This window comes from Shewanella sp. SR43-4 (assembly GCF_014163845.1).
GTDB classification, from domain to species: Bacteria; Pseudomonadota; Gammaproteobacteria; order Enterobacterales; family Shewanellaceae; genus Shewanella; species Shewanella vesiculosa.
Map to the genome: position 1 here is coordinate 37219 of NZ_JACJEB010000017.1, position 22538 is coordinate 59756.

Sequence of the window (22538 nt, forward strand, 5' to 3'; positions counted from 1 at the left end):
GAGTTTATCGTTTGGGTTATCAGTACTATTACCACGCCATGTCTAAAATCTTGCGACTGGTAGCTAAATCTACTTTGCCGCTTTCAGATAATGCCGTCATACCGTGTGCTTCTAAAGCATCTATCACTAGGCCAAGCTGATCTTGAGTGACACCATGATCGCGCAAGCGTGTCGGTAACCCTACTTGCTTGAAGAACGCCTCTGTTTTATCAATCGCTTGATCTACACGGCTGCCTTCATCACCTTCAGTAATATCCCAAACGCGTGCAGCGTATTGCACTAATTTAGCGTGCTTTTGCTCTTTTAATACGCGCCATAATGATGGCAACACAACGGCTAAGGTTTGCGCATGGTCAATATGGAATAATGCAGTTAACTCATGGCCAATCATGTGCGTCGACCAATCTAAAGGGACGCCAGTGCCGATCATGCCGTTTAAGGCCGATGTTGCACTCCACATTAAGTTAGCACGAGCATCATAATTGGTTGGTTCTTCAACCGTAATAGGACCAACTTCGATTAGGGTACGTAAAATACCTTCAGCCATGCGGTCTTGTACACGGGCATCAACAGGATAGGTCGCATATTGCTCAAGTACGTGTACAAATGCATCGACTACACCATTTGCCACTTGGATTTTTGGTAAGCTAAAAGTCAATTCTGGATCAAGCATGGCAAACGTTGGGTAAACGCATGGATGATTTACTGGGAATTTACCACCTTTATAGCTGACTACTGCAAAGGCGTTCATTTCAGAACCCGTCGCAGGAAGCGTTGCAATAACTCCCAGTGGAATAACCTTGTCGTTAGCCACGGGTACCGGTGTAAAGCCGTGATGTAATAAGCTTGCCGTGTCGCCATCAAACTGAGTCGCTAAAGCGATAAACTTAGTACCGTCCATCACTGAGCCACCACCAACAGCGAGTAAGAAGTCGATGTTTTCTTTACGAGCAACTTCAACCGCTTTAATGAGTGTGTCGTACTTAGGGTTCGCTTCAATGCCGCCGAACTCAAATACTACGCGGTCACCTAATGCAGCTTTAACTTTATCTAATGTGCCAAAACGCTGAACGCTGCCACCGCCATAAGTGATTAATACTCTTGCATTGGCTGGAACAAGCTGATCTAACTCTGCGATACGGTCTTTACCGAAAACAACATGTGTAGGGTTACGATAATCAAAATTAAGCATAATAGACGCCTTTTGGTTTTGCGCTGAAACAAAGAGTTGGCTTCTTGTGTATATAGGTTTTTTATACACAACAGCAACGATAAATCATCTGGCTATGATAGCCCTTTGAGTCAAAATAAACATACACAGAACTATCATGTTAATGCCTATTTCTATCTATATTGTATAAATTTGATGGTTTTTAGATAAATTAAATACCTTTTTCTGCTTTTTTGCTAGTATCAACACCATGATTTATTCTGAGGGGAATGGTATGAGTGAGATAGCAAGATTAATGGCGCCGCTTGCGCCTAAAGAAGGCGTTAATCATACTCATTTAGCGGGTGTTAATGTATTTCGTAGCTCGCAGTATGGCGCGCGTGGACCAATGTGCTACTCGCAAGGTGTACTCATTGTTGGCCAAGGTAAAAAGCGGGTTTACTTAGACAATCAAAGCTTCGATTACGATCGCCAGCGTTCATTAGTGATGACGGTACCATTGCCGGTAGAGTGTGAAACCTTCGCCAGTATTGAAGAACCGGTATTAGTGTTGATGGTTGATATCGACTTAGTACAGCTTAATTATATTATTCGGCTGATGGACGAGCATAATCAAATCCCCAAAGATTTAAATGAATCGCGTCAGAGTGGTTTTTTTGTTGCAGACAACACTGAAGACATGGATTGTAGCGTGATTAGACTATTGCAAGCATTGCAATCACCGCTTGAGGCTAAAGTGATGGGTGAGGCGTTAGTGCTTGAGCTGTTATATCGTTTGTTAGACTCACCTAACGCAGCGCCATTGTATGCATTATCCTTAAGCCACACACGTTTATCTAGGGTTGAAAAAGCCCTCAGTTATATTCATAAGCATTATGGTGAGTCGGTCGAAGTCGACACATTAGCCAGCCTAGTTAATATGAGCCCGTCTGCATTTCATCGTTGCTTTAAAGAAGTCACCGCATCTTCACCGATACAATACTTGAAGAAAATTCGCCTGAATAAGGCAAAAGCATTACTGCAACTGCAAAAACTCAAGGTCAAAGAGGTATCGACACAAGTGGGTTATGAAAGTACTGCCCAGTTTAGTCGTGAGTTTAAACGCTACTTTGATCAAAGCCCGGGCGAGTGCGCTAGGTTATAATATTTTATATCGATAAGGTGCTATAAACCCATCTTATGTTTTCTGTTAAGGTTTCCTTATGTCAGCTGCGCCAACGCAAATTACCTTTTTTGAATTTTTAACGCCGTTAGTCGCATCTGGACTAAAGACCATCACTATCCGCGATATAAGCGAGAGCCATTACCAACCTGGTAGCCAAGTTGAGGTGTTCACTCTCGAAACCCATATTAAAGTGTGTGACATTATGATTTTGGCGGTTGAGCCATTAGCCTTTGCTGATATTAATGAGTTTCATGCCACCCAAGAAAGCTTGCCATTAGCAGAGTTAAAGCTGCTTATTCAGAAGGTCTATCCTAATCAGCCAACATTATTTATGATTTCATTTAAATTGGTTGCAGCTTAATCGCTATTATTTCCCTAAATGCTGCACTAAGACTAAGACTAAGAGTAAGAGTATCCAGATTCTATTTTATTCCTAACCAATTATTCGATAGTGCGCGATCTAGCCTTTATTTTATCTGTTTGTTTTGGTTGCGGCATAAACTGTTTCATTGGCGATCCAACAGCAGTGTCTAAAACATGATCTGCTTAACAAATGGGTAAGGATAAGCGTGTTAGTTTATGTATTTGTTGGCGAGTTCGCATTTTAGCAATTTATAAAGTGTTATTTTGATTTCCTGCATCTACAGTGCGTCTTTTATTTAGCGCTTTTTATCAATGGTTTTTGCTCTCAGTGACTCATTCAGTTAGGATTTTTTATGTCTCCAATTATTCAATCAGCCAGTCATGAGCTGATTAAACCTTATCAGTCAAATATTACGGTACCCAATTGGATGATCAGTTCTATGGAGCGGGTGATGCAATATTATGTTGATAAGAATTTGCGTCTCGACACCATCTCAACAGACCGCATGCCTAAGCCCGTTGAAGGCAAAAAATACATGTTGTACGCACACATTCCGTTTTGCCATACCTTGTGTTCATTTTGTACTTTTCACCGATTTTTATTCCGTGAAGACAAAGCGCGCGAATATTTTGTGGCGCTGCGCAAAGAAATGCAAATGGCCAAAGATTTAGGCTATGAGTTTGAATCTATGTACATTGGTGGCGGAACGACTACCGTACTTGAAGATGAATTAGCCCGCACAATTGAACACGCAAAAAATCTGTTTCCTGGCATTAAAGAAGTCTCTTGTGAGTCGGATCCACAACATTTAGCCAGCCCTGAGTTTAAGCAGTTAAAAGGTTTGGTCGACAGAATGTCGATTGGGGTACAAAGCTTTGACGACGGCATTTTAAAAATGACTGATCGATTAGATAAGTTTGGTTCAGGCCAGCAAACCTTTGACCGCATTATGGCAGCTAAAGAGCTATTTCCGATCATTAACGTTGATTTGATTTTTGGCTTTCGTGGGCAAACAGAAGAGATTATTCGGTCTGACCTTGAAATGGCGTCTAAACTCGATCCGCGCCAAATTACCACTTATCCATTGATGATCACCCATCAAACGCGTAAAAGTGTCAAAGCAGATCTGGCAGCACCTCATGGTGAAATGGTTAATCAGTACCGCCAAATTTTAAATCGCTTAACTGGGCAATATACTCAATTGTCTGCATGGGCGTTTGGTAAAACTAATGATGAAGGTTTTGATGAGTATGTGATCGACTATGATGAATATCTTGGTGTCGGTTCAGGCTCATTTAGTTTTTTAAATGACACCTTATATGTAAATACTTTTTCGCTAAAAAAATATCAACAACGTATTGCTGAAGGTCGAATGGCTGTTGAGCAACAGAAAAAATATCAGCTAAAAGAAGTCATGCAGTATCGTTTTTTACTGGGGATGTTTTCTGGGCGTTTATCGCGTCAATATTTTCGCGATACTTTTAACGTTAATCTAGATACCGCCTTGTTTAAAGAAATGGCATCAATGAAAGCGATGGGGGCACTGAAAAATGATCCTATTAATCCTGACAAACTGATTGTGACCGACAATGGCAAAATGCTCGGATTATTGATGATGAAGGAGTTTTACTCGGGTATGGACAATGTGCGTGCCCAATTACGTCAACCACTTGCTGAAGCGGATATGTAATCCTGTGCTCAGCCACCAAAGGCCGTGTTAATCACGGCCTTTTTGTTATACTCAAGGTTCTTTTTCACTACACTTTTTTAGGTGAGTTGCATGGCTAATATTCTTTTGCTTGCCAATATTAATTGTGATCGCATTCTAATGCTTGATAAACCCTTACAAACCGGTGGTCGATTTCATTATCAAGACGGTGGGTTACGTTTAGGCGGTGGCGGCGCGAACACTGGCTTAGGTTTAGTATGGGCCCAGCACAATGTGTCATTGGTGAGTGAGGTTGGCAGTGATGATATTGGCGATTGGATTTTAGCTAAGGCCAGCACTTTAGGGCTTGATTGTCGCTTAGTGCATCGTTTTAATGGCAATACGTGTGAGATGCTATTGGTGATGACCCCAGATGGTGAGCGCACCATTATTCGCCCTCAGCGACCTATTTTTGAACTGCCAGTGCCGCCTAAATGGCATCATTGGGATGCCTTTTATATTAACTCTTCGGCAAAAGGTGCTGGTGTTTGGGCGGCAAATGCTATTGCATCCAATCCTAACTGCAAAGTGATATCTCAACTGGCGAAAGATGAACGTAACCGTCCTTGTCATGTACTCATCGCGTCGATTACCGACATGCAAGGACGCTGTAATCAAGACCCATGGCTATTTGCTTACGCGATTGCGGGTGATGCATTGGAGTACTTTATTGTCACCGATGGTGACCAGGGAGCTATGGTGTACAGTGCCGACGGTGAACAACATGTGCCCGCGGTTACTGCTGACGTTATTGACACCACTGGGGCCGGCGATGCTTATGCTGCTGGGGTTATTCATGGTTTATGTCAGCAGATGTCAATTACCGATGCAATGCATGAAGGCGCTTTGTGGGCCTCATTTGCCGTTGCCACCCAAAGCTCAATTCCTGGCGAGGCCTTAAAACAGTACTTAAGTTAACGGCTATGAGTAATGATTAACTTTGAGGATGAATACATGTCTATACACATGACTAAAATAGTCTTCGATTGTCATTTAAGTGTCATTGTTAGCGCTTATGATAAGCCCGTCTAAACAACTTTTATAGTGTCGGATGGTTAAGATCATTTTCCACTATGTTTTTAAGTATTATCTCCCATTATATTTATGGCCTTACTCTTCCCCGGTAAGGCTTTTTTTTGTCTGAAAATTGGATATATTGGCACTCTGTAATCATGTTTAAGCAAGGACCCGCTGGATGAGTAAGCTATGGGTGAAAGGTATTTCTGGGTTATATTTAGGTGATCAAGTGCAAATGCATAATGGTGTTGCCAGTTGCATTAACCAAAAACATATCGCTAAGCAGTTGACCGTGCAATTTGATCGAGTTATCGGTAATAGCGAGGCTGATCCTAAGCATCATGGCGGGCTAGATAGAGTGCTGCATCATTTCCCGCGAGAGCATTATGGTCAGTACCGCCGCTGGGATTTAATGTCGACCTTTTTTGATGCACCTTCAATGGGTGAGAATATCAGTACTGTCGGCCTTAATGAGGCGCAAGTTTATATTGGTGATATAGTCCAAATTGGCGATGTGACATTACAAGTTACCCAGCCGCGATCACCTTGTTTTAAACTCAACTTGCAATTTGGTCACCCTAAATTTGCTTTAGCAATGCAAGAAAGTCGCATGTGTGGCTGGTTTTACCGAGTGCTATCGGAAGGCGATATTAATCCGAATGACAGTATTGTTTTGTTAGAAAGAAAAACGGATATCAGTGTAGCTAAAGCGATGCAGATATATTTTTTAGCAGAATTTGATGCTGCGCAATATCAGATACTGCTTGAATGTGAAGGTTTAGCGCAAACTTGGGTTAACTCATTACAGCGCCGACTTGATCAACAAAGTATAGAAGATTGGGCGATGCGCTTGTATGGCAATGCCAGTTAGTTAACCATAATATTATAAGAAATCTTGATAAGGAATATCACATGACCGAACTAACAGACACATTATCCAAAGACGCTAAAAATATGGGATTATTAGTACATGCCGCCAGTTTTGTCGGTTATATTTTCCCTCTGGGCAGTGTTCTTGGGCCGTTAATTATCTGGTTAATGAAGCGAGACGAGTTTGAGTTTGTAAACCAATGCGGAAAGAATTGCATTAATTTCAAACTAAGTTTAATGATTTATGCCTTAGTGTCTGGGATATTGATTTTTATTGGTGTGGGCGTATTACTACTGGCAGCGTTAGCATTACTCGACATTGTTTGTACCATTATCGCAATGGTGAAAGCCAGCGATGGCAAAGCTTATCAGTATCCACTGACTATTCGGTTTCTGAAATAACTAGCATGATAAATATATCGTGATCGGCAACAACCATGAGCATAAAAAACGCCACTCAAATGAGTGGCGTTTTGTTAAAACGATTTATCGCATTTACACTTTAAAACGAGCAACTAGGGTATCTAGTCGAGTGGCTAATTGGTTCAATGATTCACTTGCATGTGCAGCGGCATGAGCTGTTTCTGCGGTACGTTGAGTAATATCGTTGATTTCAGTCACATTACGATTAATGTCTTCAACCACAGTTGATTGCTCTTCCGTCGCGGCTGCAACTTGTATGTTCATATCGCTAATCAGTGCAATTCGTTCACTAATACCGCTTAATGACTGGCTCGCTTCATCAACAGCTGTAACACCCTCATGCGATCGGCTGCGCGATTGTTCCATAGCACTGACTGCTCGCGTCGTTTCTGATTGAAGTTTATCAATCATAGTTTGTACTTCGTTAGTCGAAGCTGCCGTACGAGAAGCTAAGTTACGGACTTCGTCTGCAACAACAGCAAAGCCTCGTCCAGCTTCACCGGCTCGAGCCGCTTCAATTGCCGCGTTCAGTGCCAATAAGTTAGTTTGCTCTGAAATTGCACGAATAACATCTAAAATACTGCCAATCGATTTAGTGTGCGTCGCTAATGATTCAATCACGTCACCGACTTGTTTGACGTCTTTAGATAGTTGATTAATGGTTTCACGTGCCCGTGTTACGACTTTCTGACCTTCAATTGATTCCGCATCTGCATCGCGGGCCGTGACTGCGGCTTGAGCAGCGTTAGTTGCAATTTCATTAACCGTAGCGCCCATTTCGTTAATTGCGGTGACCACCATAATCGTACGGTCTTTTTGTAATTGGCTGTCATCTAACGTCTGGTGTGACTGATTTGATACATCAATAGCAGATAAACCTAGTTGTTGGCTTGTGCTGGCCACTTCCAGGACCGTATCTTGGATCTTACTGATAAAGCTATTAAAACCACGAGCAAGCTGAGCAATTTCATCATCACCATTAACGGGTAGTCTTTGACGTAAATCGCCTTCGCCTTCACCAATGTTGCGAAATAGCTCGGCAATATGAGCAATAGGGCGGCTGACGGAACCTGCAACCGCAATCGAGATGGCTATAAATACCACTGCAATAAGAATGGTCCATATTAAGATCTGATAAGCGGACTCTTGTAGTAAGGCAAAGACTTCAGCTTCAGGCACTTGAGCCACTAAATACCAATCCATCGATTCAATATAGCTACTGGCAATCAACATGTGTTGGCCATCAACTTCTGCTTTAACTAAGTTAAAGTCACTTTTATTTAGCAGTTGGTTAGTATTGGCATTAGGGTATAAAGTGCTGAGCTTAGCCTTACCTACTTTATTGGTATCTCGATATAGTTTTACGTCACCTTTAGCATCCACTAAAAAGACAAATCCAGTGTCTTCAATTTTGAATGAATCTAATAAGTTAACCATATCATCTAGTGATTTAGCTAAGCCAACAAGCCCACGACCATTTGGCTGCTGATAGTTAATAAACAGTTTGACTTCACCATTGGCTTCGGTAAAAACATTGAGCATGCGCTCTTGTTTACTGTCGCGGTAATCAAAAAACCAACCGTCTTGCTCAGGGGTTAATACCCGTAAAAAGCCGTCTTGTGTATAGTAAGCTGCGGTTTCGCGATCGGCGTAAGACGCTTGAGCTAAGCCGTACTGATTTTTTAGGTCATTTAATTGTGCGATGACGAGGCTTTCTTGGTCCGCTGGGCGACCATTTTGGAGCCAGCCAAGCAACATTCTGCTATTGGCTAGTTGCTCCGCGGCATTCATTAAACTGCTAATTTGCAGGTCTACGTCATTGCGGATTTGCATGACTATGCTTGGCATTTCTGAATTAAGCATACGCTGCTCGACGATTTGCTTCGCACTGCGTTGACTCAGTAATCCGACTAATATTGTTGATAGCAGTACAGCAACTGTCACTGTCAGCAATATTTTTTGTTTAATGGTAAGGGTATTAAATGTGCTCATCTACAACAGCCTCTTGGGGTATATCTATGATATATCGGACACAATGCCAATAAATTGATAGTTATTTTGCTCTTAAGTTAATTAAGTAAACAAAATAGTCTTTTTGCGTAGGTTGTTCTGATTTTATGTGAGTAATAATAGTCTATAAAACAAAAAAAACGCACCTATATTTAAGTGCGTTTTTCGGCGGAGCTAATATTTTAACTATTGGTTAGCTTACATATTTGGGTAGTTTGGCCCACCGCCGCCTTCTGGAGTGACCCAGGTAATATTTTGGCTCGGATCTTTGATGTCACATGTTTTGCAATGAATACAATTCTGAGCATTTATCACAAATTTTTTGTCGCCGGCTTCTTCAATCACTTCATATACGCCTGCAGGGCAGTATCGTTGCGCGGGTTCATCAAATTTAACTAAGTTGACCGAAATCGGAATACTTTGGTCTTTAAGGTGTAAATGGCACAGTTGATCTTCTTCGTGATAAGTATTCGACAGATATACTGAAGACAGCTTATCGAAACTTAATTTACCGTCAGGTTTAGGATAATCAATCTTATTGTAATCACTGGCTAGGCCTAAAGTTGCGTAATCAGGGGTGGTATCCCTAAAGGTCAGCGGAAATTTACCACCAAACCAATTTTGGTCGATGTAATTAAAAGCGCCACCGACTATGGTGCCAAACTTATGTAATGCAGGACCAAAATTACGTGATTGATACAGTTCATCGTGCAGCCAGCTTTCTTCAAAACGTTGTTGGAAGCAATCGAGATCTTTACCACCTTCGATACCAGCCATTAAGCCTTCGCCTAACACTTTGGCTGCGATGATCCCACTCTTGATCGCGGTATGGGTGCCCTTAATTTTAGCAAAGTTAAGTGTGCCTGCATTACAGCCAATAATTAACCCACCAGGGAAGCTCATTTTAGGCAGTGAATTTAAACCACCTTTAGCAATGGCACGTGCACCATAAGTTAAGCGCTCACCGCCAGTTAATGTTTTGGCAATCACTGGGTGAGTTTTATAACGTTGAAATTCATCAAATGGGCTGAGGTGAGGGTTTCGGTAATTTAAATCAATAATTAACCCCACTGCAACTTGGTTATCTTCCATATGATATAGGAATCCCCCTCCAGATGAACCATTCACTAGAGGCCAACCGCCGGTGTGAACGACTTTACCTTGTTGGTGTTGTTCAGCAGGGATTTTCCAAATTTCTTTAAACCCTAAGCCATAATGCTGCGGTGTTTTGCCATTGTCTAAATGGTATTTTTGGATCAGCTGTTTACCTAAATGCCCCCGACAACCTTCTGAAAAAACGGTGTATTTAGCATGTAATTCCATGCCTGGCATGTAGCTGTCTTTGTGTTGACCATTTTCGCCAACGCCCATGTCACCAATTAAAATACCTTTGACACTATTGTCTTCATTAAACAGTAATTCACTGGCGGCAAACCCGGGGAAAATCTCTACGCCAAGTGCTTCAGCTCTATTAGCTAACCAACGGGCTAAGTTACCGACACTAATAATGTAATTACCATCGTTGTGCATGGTTTTAGGCACAAAGCTGTTTGGTATTAAGCGCGATTTATTCTCTGAGTTAAGCAGATAAATTTCGTCATGAGTGACTTTAGTCGTTAGCGGGATATCAGATTCACGCCAATCATTAAATAATTCGTCCAATACATCCGCTTCAAATACCGCTCCCGATAAAATATGTGCGCCAACCTCAGAGCCTTTTTCTACCACGCAAACGGTGATTTCCTTGTCGGCATCTTTAGATATTTGCATTAAACGACAAGCTGTTGCTAAACCTGCAGGGCCAGCACCGACTATTACTACGTCGAACTCCATTGACTCGCGTTCCATGTTGTCACCTTTCAAAGTTTCCCGTTCATCGCGGGTTTATTGTTTTTCTACAACGATAACTAAACGATCGTTTATCTTTTTAGTTACCTTACCGCAAAATTCACTTTTGTCACAGTAGCAAACATAATCTTGTCAGGGTGAGACGAGTCACAAATAGTTAACGATATAATCTTTTTCATTAAGATATTTACTAAAGGGGTATTTGTTAAAAGGCAATTAGGCCTATAATTGGATCTGACGGTTCTCCGAGCTTTGTGTCCTAAGTCAATGATATGGGCAGTTAGCCGTGGTAATTTTGCCACCGGGGTGAGTAAAGAAATGCATTCACCTCCCACACTTGGAAAGGTTAACATGTCCCAATTACAAGATAGTTTTGGTCGAAGGTTTCACTATTTACGAATGTCAGTCACTGACGTTTGTAACTTCAAATGTTCCTATTGTTTGCCAGATGGGTATAAACCCGATGGCAAACCGAGCTTTTTAACCCTCAATGAGATTGAAAATCTTGTTGCAGGCTTTGGCGCCGTTGGCACTCAAAAAGTTCGTATCACTGGTGGTGAGCCCACTCTGCGCAAAGATTTCACTGATATTGTGCGGATTGTTGCGGCGAATCCCAATATTAATACCGTAGCAATGACCACCAATGGTTATCGTTTACAGCAGAATGCTAAAGAATGGTATGAAGCTGGTTTACGGCGTATTAATGTTTCCGTTGATAGCTTAGATCCTAAAATGTTTTATCAAATTACCGGCGAAAATAAGTTTGATCTTGTTATGCGCGGTATTGATGCTGCATTGGAAGCGGGTTTTGAGCGGGTTAAAGTCAACGCCGTATTACTTAAAGGCTTAAACGATAAAGATTTACCACGGTTTTTACAGTGGATTAAACATATACCTATTGATTTACGCTTTATTGAGTTAATGGAAACGGGCTTGGGTCGCGACTACTTTAATGCGCATCATTTAGCTGGCGTTGATATCAAAAAACAACTTGAGCAGCAAGGCTGGTTATACGATTTACCGAGCGTTGATGATGGTCCTGCACAGAACTTTAGTCATGCCGACTACCAAGGTCGTATCGGGCTAATTATGCCCTATGCTAAAAACTTCTGTGCCAGCTGCAATCGCTTGCGCGTATCAGCCAAAGGTAAATTACATTTATGCTTATTTACTGAAAATGGCCTAGATTTGCGCGATTTATTGCAAGACACTTCACAGCAAGATGAGTTAATCACTCGGTTACACGGTCAATTAGCGCAGAAAAAAGAAACCCATTATCTACATCAAGGTATTACCGGTGTGACTCAGCATCTTGCCTCTATTGGTGGTTAAGCGGTTATTGAGCTAAACCGACTGATGCGGACATTTTTGTGACGCTCAGTCGATAGACATTGAATTTTTATTAAGGCAGTAGCAGCATGAGCAATCGTTTTACCCATATTAACGCCGATGGCAATGCCCACATGGTTGATGTCACTGAAAAAGCCGTCACTGAGCGCGAAGCCCGCGCAGAAGCCTTTATTGATATGGCTCCCACTACCTTAGCGATGATTATGAATGGCAGCCATCACAAAGGTGATGTGTTTGCTACCGCACGTATTGCCGGTATTCAAGCGGCTAAAAAAACTGCTGATTTAATACCTTTATGTCATCCGTTAATGCTGACTAAAGTGGAAGTTGAGCTTGAAGCTCAGCCTGAGCACAATCGTGTGCGCATTACCAGTTTATGTAAGTTATCGGGTAAAACCGGTGTTGAAATGGAAGCGCTAACGGCTGCTTCTGTCGCCGCCTTAACCATTTACGATATGTGTAAGGCTGTACAAAAAGACATGATTATTTCTCAAGTTCGTTTGCTTGAAAAACGCGGCGGTAAATCTGGCCATTTTCAAGCTTAAGCTGCCTTATATGAGCTAACGTTCATCCAATATGTTTTATGAATAAATGCATTGAGAGACCACTATGATCCAAGTGTTATTTTTTGCGCAAATTCGCGAGTTACTCGATACCGCTAAAGTCGAACACAGTGCCGACAATATAGACACCGCCGAAGCATTACGCGCTGCGCTTGCTGCCACTGATGATAAGTGGGCTAAAGTGTTGGCATCAGACAAATTGCTGGTGGCGATTAATCAAACCATGAGCCAATGGGATTCGCCTGTAAATGACGGTGATGAAGTGGCCTTTTTCCCTCCGGTCACAGGAGGGTAATATGGAACAGAGCAATCAAATTATTGTCCGTGTGCATGCTGAAGATTTTAGCGTTGCCGATGAGTATGCGCTCTTGGCTTGCGATAATCAGGATGGTGCAGTAGTCAATTTTGTTGGCAAAGTTCGTGACTTTAATGATGGCTGCGCCGTAACCGATCTAACCCTAGAGCATTATCCTGGAATGACAGAGTCGGTTTTATTACAGATTAGCCAGCAGGCTTGTGAGCGGTGGCCGTTAAACAAAGTGACCATTATTCATCGAGTGGGTACGCTAACGCTTGGTGAGCAAATAGTCTTTATCGGTGTCACCAGTGCCCATCGTAAAGCCGCTTTTGCAGCATGTGAGTTTTTAATCGACTTCTTAAAAACCAAAGCCCCTTTTTGGAAACTGGAAGCGGGCGATACAGGCAGTAAGTGGGTTGAAGCGCGTGATAGCGATCAACAAGCAGCTCAAATGTGGAAAAAGTAATATTGTTCCGTATTACTCTTATACAGCAAGGATAATCTCTCAATGCCTTTCATTAATAGCATTACTCCAATTTTTTATCGGCTGGCACAGTATATTAACGCAAGTGGTATGGCGGCGTTACTGGCGACGGTTGGTGTGATTGGGTTCAGTTCTGCAAGCTTGGCCAGCGATGCTCCGGCCATTGCTGCAGCGGCTAATATTAAGTTTGCAGTAGATGAAATCGCGATGCGTTTTCAACAGCAAACAGGCTTGGAACTGCGGATTAGTTATGGTTCATCGGGTAATTTTATCACCCAAATTCAGCATGGTGCTCCATTTGAGATGATGCTCAGTGCTGATGAAGGTTATATTGATAAGTTACATCAAGCGGGCTTTACTCAAGACGAGGGCATTGTTTATGCCATCGGACGTTTAGCTCTTGCTGCTCCTAAGGCTTCGCCATTGATTTTAGACCCTGAGCTAGTGGGCTTAAGGCAGTTAATCGATGATGGAAAGCTATCTCGTTTCGCCATTGCCAATCCAGATCATGCACCTTATGGAGTGAGTGCCCGTGAAGTTCTCAAAGCAAAAGGTTTATGGGATGCACTCCAGCCGATGCTGATCTTAGGTGAGAATGCCGGACAAGCGACCCAATTTACCATTAGTGGTTCCACTCAAGGCGGTATAGTGCCGTTATCCTTGGTGTTAACACCTGAGTTTGCTAAGCGCGGTAACTACGTGATTATTCCAGACGTGTTATTTCAACCTCTTAATCAACGGATGGCATTGATGCCACAGGCATCTGAAACGGCCGAGCTATTCTATCAATACATGCAATCTAATGAGGCGCGGCAAGTGTTAACGCAATTTGGATTTAACTTACCTAAGCCTGTCGTTAAGCAGGGTGACTAATGGATTGGCAAGCGCTGTGGCTGTCGGTAAGATTAAGTTGTTTTACCGTTGTAGTGTTAATTCCGCTGGCCATAGTGGTTGGGCGATGGTTAGCGTACCGTCAGTTTAAGGGCAAGTCATTGCTTGAGGCTCTGATCATGGCACCATTAGTATTGCCCCCGACTGTTATTGGCTATTACTTATTGGTCGGTTTAGGCAATCAGAGCATGATTGGCCAGTGGGTTGAACAATTAACAGGTCAACAACTGGTGTTTCATTTCTCAGGGTTAGTCATAGCCTCTATTATTGTTAATATTCCCTTTGCTGTTCAGCCTATTCAACGTGCGTTTGAAACTATTCCTATTGATATTCGCGACGCTGCGGCTTGTTGCGGTATGAGCCGATTACGGATTTTTTTTCGAGTTGAGTTACCCATGATTTGGCCTGGTGTATTAACCGCCCTGGTACTGTGTTTCTCCCATGTGCTGGGTGAATTTGGTGTGGTGTTAATGCTGGGCGGTAACATTGCGGGTGAAACTAAAACTATCTCAATAGCCATTTATGATAGTGTGCAGGCATTCGATTTTGATTCGGCAGGGATGATGTCTTTAGTCTTATTGTTGTTTGCGGTAAGCGCATTAGCACTCACTACCAGTATGTCGAGGCGTTTAGGAGGGCATTATAATGCCTCGCCACGCTGATCTTACTTGTGATATTTCACAAACACTACCTATTCCATTGAAAGCGCATTTTAGTTGCCAAGCGGGTGAGGTCTTAGCGGTTGTTGGCCCATCGGGTGGTGGTAAAACAACACTACTGAGAATGATTGCTGGTTTGACATTACCGCAACAGGGGCAGATTCATTGTGGTGAACAGTTGTGGTTTGATGCACAACAGTCGATTTCACTCACACCACAGCAACGACATATTGGTTATATGCCGCAGCATTTTGGTTTGTTTCCGCATTTATCGGCGTTGGATAATGTCATTTCTGGGCTTGATCATGTGCCCAAAGCCTTAAGAAAGCAACGTGCACTAGATTGGTTGGAACGTGTCAATTTGCATGGATTACCTGATCGTTTACCCGCACAATTATCGGGTGGACAGCGCCAACGAGTTGCGCTTGCGCGAGCGCTGGCACGTGAGCCGGCTATTTTGTTATTAGATGAGCCCTTTTCTGCAGTAGATAAAGAAACTCGTGAGCGCTTATACATAGAGTTAGCGCGTTTGAAGCAACAACTATCCATACCGGTAATCATGGTAACCCATGATATTCATGAGGCCTTGTTACTGGCCGATAAAATGATATTAATTAGTCAGGGTAGGATGCTGCAACAAGGCAAACCCTTTGAGGTGTTATCTCATCCTAATGATGAGGCGGTTGCGAGACAGATGGGCTTGAGAAATATTTTTGATGGCCAAGTTGTGTCACAAGATATTGAACGCAACATCACTCAGTTTACACTGGGTGATGAGCTCATCGTCTGTGATAGCGTCCCCACATTAGAGATTGGTCAAGCTATTCGTTGGGTTATTCCCAATCAAGGGATTCGCTTTAATGCCATTAGCAGTGGTCGTCTGTGCAAGAGCATAAATAAGTTAGAGGTATTCATTGAATCTGTATTGATAATGGGCGAATCCTCTCGGGTGATCGCATCAGTTGTTGGCATAGGGTCAATCATTAATGCTGATGTACCAACTCATTTAGTGCAAAAGTTATCAATCGCGGCAGGAGTGCAAACGACCATAGCGCTCAAGTCAGACCAAATTCATATTTTAAATATCAGAGACAGTTGATCTTTTAAGATGAATGCAGCCAGAAGGGGACGGCTAAACGATTTTTCCCTTTAGTTATAAGGTATTTTCTCAGAATGGCTAAGTGCCACAACTTATGTCGTATTAGAAACTGTTTATCTCGAACCCAATTTAGCCATCAATGTTCAACAGCCCTTTGTCTTAACTTGGATCGGTAATTTATTTTAAATAACTTTTTAGCTCAGTTTGCTGCGCCGATTAGCTTGTGAGACGCATCAGTGCCGAATAAGATAACACAGCCTAATATTGGCGCGAGTTTGATCACTCTATTCGATCTTTTATACTGATTTTATGTCATAAAATGGCGCTTCAGCATCATTTAAAATGGTATTTATGATCAATTATTAATCTTAGATTTCTTGGGACTTTGGCTGCTCTTAGGTAAAGTGGGCAGGTAATAAAATTTTCAATTATATAGAGGCTCGTGATGGTTCGGTTGCTGCTAGCAATATGCTTTCTTCCTTGTGTCGTGATGGCCACCCCATCTATGCATTCCTTATTGATAAATGGTAACTTTTTAAAGCCCATTTCTGTCATGGAGCAATTAGAGCAACAAGATCAAGGTACAATTTGTGACTTTGATGTTGACGTCGAGGAAGGCTTGCTGGTATATAAAATTTCTATGGTTAACGTAGAAACCCACCGAATCAATAAATACGAATATCGTGCCTTAGACGGTATATTATTAACTGAAAAATCGTCTGCCTACGCAAGTGATGATACTGGTCAAGTTAATGCTGCTAAAATGCTCGAAGCTAAACATATGAAGTTTTCAGAATTAGTGACTCTTGCGATAGAAAATCAGCAAGGATATTTAACAAAGGCAGAATTGGACCACGATTTATCAATTAGTTATCTCGAATTAAAATTACTCAATCAAGATAGTAGAAGTACCATTGCTTTCGATATTGAAACTCTACGTCCTCTACCTCTGCTCAAATGGGATTAAAGACTCTATGACTATGCGTATTTTACTGGTTGAAGATGATGCTACTACATTAAAGTATGTAGCTGATGGATTTACTGCTCAGAAATATCAAGTCGACAGTGCGACGGATGGCCAGGAAGGCCTGACGTTAGCCAAACATAATCAATATGATTTATTGATCCTCGACCGTATGTTGCCTAAGTTAGATGGCTTAACGTTATTATCAGCTCTGCGTACCAGTGGCAACAAGACACCGGTACTTATTCTATCGGCCTTGAGCCATGTTGATGAACGCGTAAAAGGTTTACGTGCCGGTGGTGATGACTACATGACTAAGCCATTTGCGTTTGCAGAGCTATTAGTGCGTGCGGAAAAGCTTGCTCAACGTAATGTAGTTGAACCTGCTGCTACTGATATTGAAGTGGGTAGTCTAAAAATGGAGTTGTTAACCCGTAAAGTTACCCTTGATGACAGCGAATTAATGCTTCAACCCAAAGAATTCCAATTACTTAAATATCTAATGGAGCATCCTAATCAAGTCATTAGCCGCACATTACTATTTGAAGCAGTATGGGACTACCATTTTGATCCTCGTACTAACGTGATTGATGTGCACATTGCCAAGTTACGTCGCAAGTTTGAAGAGCTTGGGCATGGTGAGCTAATTGAAACCGTAAGAGGGGCTGGATATCGCCTTTGCAAAAGGCATTAAGCCTTACCAAAGTAGTGCGTGGCGGATCACGCTGATCTTCTCTACATTAGTAACAATATTGATTGTTATGCTGGTGCTTAGTCTCTATCGACAGCTAGTGATTGAGCAACAAAATCAGGTAGATAAACATCTTGCTGCAGAAATGCAACGTTATCAACAGTTGGCTTTAACAGTCAATCGCCGTAGTTTTGCTGCTCAAATTCGTGCTGCCGATCCCAAAACAGCCTTGATTGCCTGGCGCAACAGCGTTGATATGGTCGGCGCACTGACTTTTTTACCTGAAAACATGCCGCAACTGCCTGAAACCAGAGATTTCCCTATTTTTACCGGCGGTCCAGATAAGCTGCATATTCTCACCGGTGGCCTAGTTATTACCCGTTATGGTCCAGTCCTTATTGCGACGCGAACTGATCAGTTAGCGGCACTAATTGAGAAATTCATTAATGCTGCTTTCTGGGCGGTGGCATTTACCTTAGGACTGACACTGGCATTAGGGTATATTTTCTCAAAAGCCATTCTTAGACGACTGGTCGAATACAACCGCTTAAGTGAACAAATTGAAGCTGGACACTATGAGACGCGCTTGCCGGTAAGTGAAAGCCAAGATGAGTTTGATATGCTTGCGCGGCAATTTAATTTGGTGCTCGACACATTAGAGCAAAACTTGCGTGCGGTTCGGGGTGTAACCGATAACATTGCCCATGATTTACGAACCCCGTTGTCACACTTACGTATCGGGATTGAGCTATTATCGCAAAAACCTACCGCTGAACTTGCTGATGCCACCGCTGAGTTACTCGAAGAGTTAGACCACTGCTTGGGAACATTTGATGCCATGTTATCGTTAACTCGCATTGAAGAAGGCCAGCAAATGCTTGATTTACAGCCTGTGAGTTTGCAGCAAATCTGTCAAGATTTATTCGAAATGGCGGAAGTGATTGCCGAGAGTCGCGACCAAGTGCTGAAAATCAGCTTAGAAGATGATATTCAGGTTAATGGCGACAAGTATTTGCTGTTCCAAGCCTTGTTTAATCTGGTTGATAACGCGATCAAGTATTCCCCAGACGGTGCAACAATTAGCATTATCCAACAGGGGAAGCATATTCAAATTAGCGACAATGGCCCGGGTATTATTGACGAAGATAAAGAGCGAGTATTTGATCGCTTAGTCCGTTTAGACCCTAGTCGTCATTACAAAGGCACTGGGTTAGGTTTGTCGATGGTGAAGGCCATTCTATCGCGCCATAAAGCGACCATTTCACTACACGATAATAATCCGGGTTTGCTGGTGAGTATTCACTTTAAATAATAGTGCACTCGGCATTTAATCCTGGTTGGATAATTTATGTATCAACTGCTCAGTGATCAAACAGATTTTATTATTATCAGTAAGTCTGCCAATGTCCATTTTCACAGCCAAGATGGCACTGCTGGAGTGATTGCTCAGGCTGAGGCTGATTTAGGTTATAAGCTTTATCCGGTTCATCGCCTCGATACGCCTACATCTGGTTTATTGATTGTGGCTAAATCGCCACAAGCGGCCAATGTATTCACTCAGATGTTTACTCAGCATCAAGTACAAAAATATTATTTAGCCATTGCCTGTGGTAAGCCTAAAAAGAAGCAAGGTTGGATTGTTGGCGATATGGCTAAGTCGCGTCGCAGCATGTATAAATTACTGCGAACCACTGATAACCCCGCAGTTACACAGTTTTTTAGTCAGAGCATTGCCCAAGGAATACGGCTGTACTTGCTCAAACCGCTCAGTGGTAAAACTCATCAATTACGAGTGGCTTTAGCCAGTATTGGCGTGCCTATTTTAGGCGATCAACTTTATGGTAATGAGCTCAGTGATAGGTGCTATTTGCATGCGTACAGTTTGCATTTTAGTTATCTAGATAAGACTTATGTTTTCCAACATGTGCCATCATTCGGAGAACACTTTCTATTGCCTCAATGCCAACAACTTATTAGTAATCAGTGGCAATCGCCGAGTGATTTGTCTTGGCCAAGTAAGTGATAGTTTTTTCTATTAACAAGAATATCGGTGCATTTTTATTACCCAAGTTGAGGTTTACCTAACCTACTGTTGCAATACAATTGCGGCCGGCATTTTTTGCATCATACATGGCTTTGTCGGCTTGGGCTAAAATGTGCTTAATGGGGTTTTTTGGGGTGACAATAGCGCAACCAATGCTTGCCGTTATACTAAGCCTCTCTTCACCAGTATCAATTACCAGTTCTGCAAGTTCTTGCTGACATCGTAAAGCCATTTCATGCGCCTGCGCTAGTGTGAACTAAATCTGCAAAAGGGCTCGTACTGACTATTGTCGGGTTGTGGAGATTATCTCATTGGCTTGCTCTATTGAGTCAAGCGAACAAATCGTATTACGCCCCCTACTTTTTGCGAGATACATAGCATCATCAGCTAGCTGTAATAGTTGTTCAATACTGAGGTGAGTTTTACAGGTGGCATAACCAATACTGAGGGTGGTGCTGATGTGTTTTTTTTGCCACACGATGACGCTTTCTTTAATTTTTTGTTGTATCTTTTCGGCCACAATTTGAGCCTCTTTTTTATTGGTTAACGGCAGTATGATGAGAAACTCCTCGCCACCATAACGACAAATAAAATCGATTTTACGCAGTGTGTTTTGTAACGTTTCAGCTGTGTGTTTGAGCACTTTATCACCGGCTAAATGTCCATATGTATCATTGATACGTTTGAAATGGTCTAAGTCGAGTACCATTAAGCTATAAGCTAAATCATTTCGTAACCACAAGGCATCAACCTGCTTGAGTTTGTCCAGTAATGCATGCCTATTCCATAAGCCGGTTAATTGATCCTTGTTAGCTAACCGCGCCACTTTGAACACTAATCGAGCCAGAGCATTACCAAATAATACTAGATTAGTTAATAATAACAGTATGATATAGCTCCATAATACTAAGGGTGAGTTAAGTTTGTCGGCGGCAGAAATATGCGCAAGTTGTTGTGGAGAAAATAACAAAACAATTGCTCGGATGATAAATAATAAACCAATAGTAAAAAAGGGCACGTTAAGTAAGGCGGCATAATAAAGCGGTAAGTGTTTTTTTACTGCCCGAAAATTATCAATACCACTGAGGAAAATGAAGATAGCTGCAGTCATGCTCATCACAATAACTAAGTAAACGGCATAGATCACTGAGGGTGGTACTAACAGCATTAATAGTGCCGCAGTTGTCAGCAATATTAGATCAAAACGGTAGGATAAAGCTTGTTTAAATAAGTATTGGCAGCCCCAACGCACCAGAGCAAATCCCAAGAGTATTGTCATGTCAGCAACAAACCAGTATAAATAGTTAATTGCTTCAGTGCGTTGAGTGTAAAGTAAAATGCCGATAATAGTGAAAGTGTTAGCTGCAGCGAAGCACCAACTGGCTCTGGGTGCTATGCGTAATAGAGTGGCAAGCAATGTCCAAGCTATTGCACAGCTAAGCGCAATTAAGCTGAAAAATTGTACAAAAACAATACTCTGGCTATTTTCCATGTGACTCATTACTATCGGGAAGAAGACGGTTCCATGATGCAATATCAATATACAAACAAAATAATAGGATAATTATTCTAGTTAACAACTTGTATCGTATACTCTTTTTATAATAGTTATAGCTAAATTAATCAATTTAAATAAGGCAACGAAAATGGATACTAATAAATTATTACTAGTGATTATTGCGATTTTGCTTCCACCTGTGGCGGTATTGCTCAAAAAAGGTATGGGCAAGGATTTATTAATTAATATCCTATTATGTATTTTCTTTTTTGTCCCCGGGCTTATTCATGCTTTGTGGGTAGTATTACAAGAGTAAAGGCTAGTATCAGATACCGCTGAGTCGCTGATAAGTTGGAATCGATAGGGTTTTAATCACTTTAAGATTATAATTGCTTGGTAGAAATGCTATTAAGTGACCAACATGAATCGTAAAAAGAAAATTAATCAAACCCTGAAAGCTAAAGCCAAGAAGGCCAATGCTAAACTCCATGCAGCCAATAAATCTCCTTATATTGCCAAAGCCGATCGCGAAAAGCTTATGCAAGCGCAATTGATAGCCGCGCCAACAGCAGGTTTAGCTGACAGTGCATCAAGTGATACAGATACTATCCAGTAGCATCTGTATCATGAACTCGCGATGTCGTTTCACTTACGCATGTACACCACAGATTTTACACTGGGGTTGTTTAGGCAAGCGCATTTGTCTAAATTCCATGGTCATGGCATCAATCATTAGCAACTTCCCAGTTAACGCTTGACCGATACCTGTGATGACTTTTATCGCTTCAGTTGCTTGAATGCAGCCTATCATGCCGACCACTGGTGCAAGAATACCCGCTTCAACGCAGGTTAATTGCTGCTCGCCAAATAAAGCGCTAAAACACTGATAACACGGGCTATCTTCTCGGTAGTCAAATACGGTTACCGTGCCTTCCATTCTGATTGCAGCAGCAGACACCAAGGGGACTTTGTGCTCAAAACAACTTTTGTTGAGCTGTTCTCGAACAAGCATGTTGTCGGTGCAGTCAAGAATTAAGCTGTGCTGGCTTACCGAGGCATTTATCTCATTATCATCTAATTGCGCATTAATGGTATTGAGAGTAATCAATGGGTTTAGCTGCATCAATGCCTGTTTGGCAGACGCCACTTTCGGCTGACCAATATTGGCGTCGTGGTGCAATACTTGGCGTTGTAGATTTGAAAGCTCCACCGTATCAAAATCAACTAAGGTGATTTCACCAACCCCCGCCACAGCAAGATATTGGCTTGCTGCACAACCTAAACCGCCAGCGCCAATAATTAACACCTTGGCAAGTTTAAGTTTTTCTTGGCCATCTATATCGATAGCTTTAATCGAAATCTGCCGGCTATAACGCAGCATTTCAGTGTCGGTCAGTATTTCTTGCTCAAGTGAGTCCATA

24 protein-coding genes, 1 pseudogene and 1 riboswitch are annotated in these 22538 nt (G+C 42.1%); of the genes and pseudogenes, 19 read left to right on the forward strand and 6 right to left on the reverse strand.

Annotation, left to right across the window (positions count from 1 at the left end; translation table 11 throughout):
* Window positions 1–28 precede the first annotated feature (28 nt).
* The gene (locus tag H5123_RS16930; protein WP_182698716.1) at window positions 29–1192 is read right to left on the reverse strand and encodes an iron-containing alcohol dehydrogenase; all 1164 of its coding nucleotides are present in this window, start codon (window positions 1190–1192) and stop codon (window positions 29–31) included.
* A gap of 253 nt (window positions 1193–1445) precedes the next feature.
* Here H5123_RS16930 and H5123_RS16935 point away from each other — a divergent pair, with 253 nt between their 5' ends.
* From H5123_RS16935 to H5123_RS16960, 6 genes are all read left to right on the forward strand, one after another.
* The gene (locus H5123_RS16935; RefSeq protein WP_124017756.1) at window positions 1446–2315 is read left to right on the forward strand and encodes an AraC family transcriptional regulator; all 870 of its coding nucleotides are present in this window, start codon (window positions 1446–1448) and stop codon (window positions 2313–2315) included.
* Between the two features lie 58 nt (window positions 2316–2373).
* Window positions 2374–2697, forward strand: coding sequence for a N(4)-acetylcytidine aminohydrolase (gene yqfB, locus H5123_RS16940; protein ID WP_182698717.1), 324 nt, complete (start codon window positions 2374–2376; stop codon window positions 2695–2697).
* A 355-nt stretch (window positions 2698–3052) separates the two neighbouring features.
* Window positions 3053–4390, forward strand: a complete 1338-nt coding sequence (locus H5123_RS16945; RefSeq protein WP_124017754.1) for a coproporphyrinogen III oxidase family protein — start codon at window positions 3053–3055, stop codon at window positions 4388–4390.
* A gap of 90 nt (window positions 4391–4480) precedes the next feature.
* The gene (locus tag H5123_RS16950; protein WP_182698718.1) at window positions 4481–5326 is read left to right on the forward strand and encodes a PfkB family carbohydrate kinase; all 846 of its coding nucleotides are present in this window, start codon (window positions 4481–4483) and stop codon (window positions 5324–5326) included.
* 277 nt (window positions 5327–5603) lie between these two features.
* Entirely contained in the window at window positions 5604–6296 is a 693-nt protein-coding gene (locus H5123_RS16955; RefSeq protein ID WP_124017752.1) for an MOSC domain-containing protein, read from the forward strand.
* A 41-nt stretch (window positions 6297–6337) separates the two neighbouring features.
* Entirely contained in the window at window positions 6338–6697 is a 360-nt protein-coding gene (locus tag H5123_RS16960; RefSeq protein WP_124017751.1) for a DUF4870 domain-containing protein, read from the forward strand.
* 93 nt (window positions 6698–6790) lie between these two features.
* On the opposite strand, the gene H5123_RS16965 is transcribed toward H5123_RS16960, so the two are convergent.
* Both H5123_RS16965 and H5123_RS16970 read right to left on the reverse strand, forming a co-directional pair.
* Window positions 6791–8710, reverse strand: coding sequence for a methyl-accepting chemotaxis protein (locus H5123_RS16965; protein WP_182698719.1), 1920 nt, complete (start codon window positions 8708–8710; stop codon window positions 6791–6793).
* 216 nt (window positions 8711–8926) lie between these two features.
* Window positions 8927–10576: an electron transfer flavoprotein-ubiquinone oxidoreductase gene (locus tag H5123_RS16970; RefSeq protein WP_182698720.1), complete on the reverse strand. Its 1650-nt coding sequence runs from the start codon at window positions 10574–10576 to the stop codon at window positions 8927–8929.
* Between the two features lie 231 nt (window positions 10577–10807).
* A riboswitch (molybdenum cofactor riboswitch) is annotated at window positions 10808–10940 on the forward strand.
* Here H5123_RS16970 and moaA point away from each other — a divergent pair.
* From moaA to H5123_RS17025, 11 genes are all read left to right on the forward strand, one after another.
* Window positions 10928–11908: a GTP 3',8-cyclase MoaA gene (gene moaA, locus H5123_RS16975; protein WP_124017748.1), complete on the forward strand. Its 981-nt coding sequence runs from the start codon at window positions 10928–10930 to the stop codon at window positions 11906–11908. It overlaps the preceding riboswitch by 13 nt.
* A gap of 131 nt (window positions 11909–12039) precedes the next feature.
* Window positions 12040–12471, forward strand: a complete 432-nt coding sequence (gene moaC / locus H5123_RS16980; protein WP_404948325.1) for a cyclic pyranopterin monophosphate synthase MoaC — start codon at window positions 12040–12042, stop codon at window positions 12469–12471.
* A 64-nt stretch (window positions 12472–12535) separates the two neighbouring features.
* Entirely contained in the window at window positions 12536–12784 is a 249-nt protein-coding gene (moaD, locus tag H5123_RS16985; RefSeq protein WP_124017746.1) for a molybdopterin synthase sulfur carrier subunit, read from the forward strand.
* Between the two features lies 1 nt (window position 12785).
* A complete protein-coding gene (gene moaE / locus H5123_RS16990; RefSeq protein WP_182698721.1) occupies window positions 12786–13253 on the forward strand; it encodes a molybdopterin synthase catalytic subunit MoaE in 468 nt (155 codons plus the stop codon).
* A gap of 108 nt (window positions 13254–13361) precedes the next feature.
* Window positions 13362–14144 carry a molybdate ABC transporter substrate-binding protein gene (gene modA / locus H5123_RS16995; RefSeq protein WP_404948326.1) on the forward strand — a complete coding sequence of 261 codons (783 nt, stop codon included), beginning with the start codon at window positions 13362–13364 and terminating at the stop codon, window positions 14142–14144.
* The gene (gene modB / locus H5123_RS17000) at window positions 14144–14824 is read left to right on the forward strand and encodes a molybdate ABC transporter permease subunit (RefSeq protein WP_124017743.1); all 681 of its coding nucleotides are present in this window, start codon (window positions 14144–14146) and stop codon (window positions 14822–14824) included. Before modA ends, modB begins: the two co-directional genes overlap by 1 nt.
* A complete protein-coding gene (locus H5123_RS17005) occupies window positions 14808–15920 on the forward strand; it encodes an ABC transporter ATP-binding protein (protein ID WP_182698723.1) in 1113 nt (370 codons plus the stop codon). Before modB ends, H5123_RS17005 begins: the two co-directional genes overlap by 17 nt.
* Window positions 15921–16410: 490 nt before the next feature.
* On the forward strand, window positions 16411–16887 hold the full coding sequence (locus H5123_RS17010; RefSeq protein ID WP_235781676.1) for a hypothetical protein: 477 nt from the start codon (window positions 16411–16413) through the stop codon (window positions 16885–16887).
* A 13-nt stretch (window positions 16888–16900) separates the two neighbouring features.
* Window positions 16901–17578, forward strand: coding sequence for a response regulator transcription factor (locus tag H5123_RS17015; RefSeq protein WP_182698745.1), 678 nt, complete (start codon window positions 16901–16903; stop codon window positions 17576–17578).
* 67 nt (window positions 17579–17645) lie between these two features.
* Window positions 17646–18887 carry a HAMP domain-containing sensor histidine kinase gene (locus tag H5123_RS17020; protein WP_182698724.1) on the forward strand — a complete coding sequence of 414 codons (1242 nt, stop codon included), beginning with the start codon at window positions 17646–17648 and terminating at the stop codon, window positions 18885–18887.
* 36 nt (window positions 18888–18923) lie between these two features.
* The gene (locus H5123_RS17025; protein ID WP_182698725.1) at window positions 18924–19598 is read left to right on the forward strand and encodes a TIGR01621 family pseudouridine synthase; all 675 of its coding nucleotides are present in this window, start codon (window positions 18924–18926) and stop codon (window positions 19596–19598) included.
* Between the two features lie 58 nt (window positions 19599–19656).
* Here H5123_RS17025 and H5123_RS17030 read toward each other — a convergent pair.
* A pseudogene (locus tag H5123_RS17030) lies at window positions 19657–19857 on the reverse strand (diguanylate cyclase domain-containing protein); the annotation flags it as partial.
* Between the two features lie 45 nt (window positions 19858–19902).
* Window positions 19903–21111: a diguanylate cyclase gene (locus tag H5123_RS17035; RefSeq protein WP_182698727.1), complete on the reverse strand. Its 1209-nt coding sequence runs from the start codon at window positions 21109–21111 to the stop codon at window positions 19903–19905.
* A 154-nt stretch (window positions 21112–21265) separates the two neighbouring features.
* Between H5123_RS17035 and H5123_RS17040 the strand changes: the two genes are divergently transcribed.
* Both H5123_RS17040 and H5123_RS17045 read left to right on the forward strand, forming a co-directional pair.
* The gene (locus H5123_RS17040) at window positions 21266–21433 is read left to right on the forward strand and encodes a YqaE/Pmp3 family membrane protein (RefSeq protein ID WP_124017736.1); all 168 of its coding nucleotides are present in this window, start codon (window positions 21266–21268) and stop codon (window positions 21431–21433) included.
* Between the two features lie 105 nt (window positions 21434–21538).
* The gene (locus tag H5123_RS17045) at window positions 21539–21733 is read left to right on the forward strand and encodes a DUF2986 domain-containing protein (RefSeq protein ID WP_182698728.1); all 195 of its coding nucleotides are present in this window, start codon (window positions 21539–21541) and stop codon (window positions 21731–21733) included.
* 33 nt (window positions 21734–21766) lie between these two features.
* Here the strand turns inward: H5123_RS17045 and moeB are convergent, their stop codons facing one another.
* The gene (gene moeB / locus H5123_RS17050) at window positions 21767–22537 is read right to left on the reverse strand and encodes a molybdopterin-synthase adenylyltransferase MoeB (protein WP_182698729.1); all 771 of its coding nucleotides are present in this window, start codon (window positions 22535–22537) and stop codon (window positions 21767–21769) included.
* Window position 22538 lies beyond the last annotated feature (1 nt).

Coding starts and splice junctions, on each gene's coding strand:
- H5123_RS17005 (WP_182698723.1), top strand. CDS start 14,808: ATGCCTCGCCACGCTGATCTTACTTGTGATATTTCACAAACACTACCT.
- moaA (WP_124017748.1), top strand. CDS start 10,928: ATGTCCCAATTACAAGATAGTTTTGGTCGAAGGTTTCACTATTTACGA.
- H5123_RS16970 (WP_182698720.1), bottom strand. CDS start 10,576: ATGGAACGCGAGTCAATGGAGTTCGACGTAGTAATAGTCGGTGCTGGC.
- moeB (WP_182698729.1), bottom strand. CDS start 22,537: ATGGACTCACTTGAGCAAGAAATACTGACCGACACTGAAATGCTGCGT.
- moaC (WP_404948325.1), top strand. CDS start 12,040: ATGGTTGATGTCACTGAAAAAGCCGTCACTGAGCGCGAAGCCCGCGCA.
- modA (WP_404948326.1), top strand. CDS start 13,362: ATGGCGGCGTTACTGGCGACGGTTGGTGTGATTGGGTTCAGTTCTGCA.
- modB (WP_124017743.1), top strand. CDS start 14,144: ATGGATTGGCAAGCGCTGTGGCTGTCGGTAAGATTAAGTTGTTTTACC.
- H5123_RS16965 (WP_182698719.1), bottom strand. CDS start 8,710: ATGAGCACATTTAATACCCTTACCATTAAACAAAAAATATTGCTGACA.
- moaD (WP_124017746.1), top strand. CDS start 12,536: ATGATCCAAGTGTTATTTTTTGCGCAAATTCGCGAGTTACTCGATACC.
- H5123_RS16945 (WP_124017754.1), top strand. CDS start 3,053: ATGTCTCCAATTATTCAATCAGCCAGTCATGAGCTGATTAAACCTTAT.
- moaE (WP_182698721.1), top strand. CDS start 12,786: ATGGAACAGAGCAATCAAATTATTGTCCGTGTGCATGCTGAAGATTTT.
- yqfB (WP_182698717.1), top strand. CDS start 2,374: ATGTCAGCTGCGCCAACGCAAATTACCTTTTTTGAATTTTTAACGCCG.
- H5123_RS17035 (WP_182698727.1), bottom strand. CDS start 21,111: ATGGAAAATAGCCAGAGTATTGTTTTTGTACAATTTTTCAGCTTAATT.
- H5123_RS16950 (WP_182698718.1), top strand. CDS start 4,481: ATGGCTAATATTCTTTTGCTTGCCAATATTAATTGTGATCGCATTCTA.
- H5123_RS16935 (WP_124017756.1), top strand. CDS start 1,446: ATGAGTGAGATAGCAAGATTAATGGCGCCGCTTGCGCCTAAAGAAGGC.
- H5123_RS17040 (WP_124017736.1), top strand. CDS start 21,266: ATGGATACTAATAAATTATTACTAGTGATTATTGCGATTTTGCTTCCA.
- H5123_RS17045 (WP_182698728.1), top strand. CDS start 21,539: ATGAATCGTAAAAAGAAAATTAATCAAACCCTGAAAGCTAAAGCCAAG.
- H5123_RS17020 (WP_182698724.1), top strand. CDS start 17,646: ATGCTGGTGCTTAGTCTCTATCGACAGCTAGTGATTGAGCAACAAAAT.
- H5123_RS17025 (WP_182698725.1), top strand. CDS start 18,924: ATGTATCAACTGCTCAGTGATCAAACAGATTTTATTATTATCAGTAAG.
- H5123_RS16960 (WP_124017751.1), top strand. CDS start 6,338: ATGACCGAACTAACAGACACATTATCCAAAGACGCTAAAAATATGGGA.
- H5123_RS16955 (WP_124017752.1), top strand. CDS start 5,604: ATGAGTAAGCTATGGGTGAAAGGTATTTCTGGGTTATATTTAGGTGAT.
- H5123_RS17010 (WP_235781676.1), top strand. CDS start 16,411: ATGGCCACCCCATCTATGCATTCCTTATTGATAAATGGTAACTTTTTA.
- H5123_RS16930 (WP_182698716.1), bottom strand. CDS start 1,192: ATGCTTAATTTTGATTATCGTAACCCTACACATGTTGTTTTCGGTAAA.
- H5123_RS17015 (WP_182698745.1), top strand. CDS start 16,901: ATGCGTATTTTACTGGTTGAAGATGATGCTACTACATTAAAGTATGTA.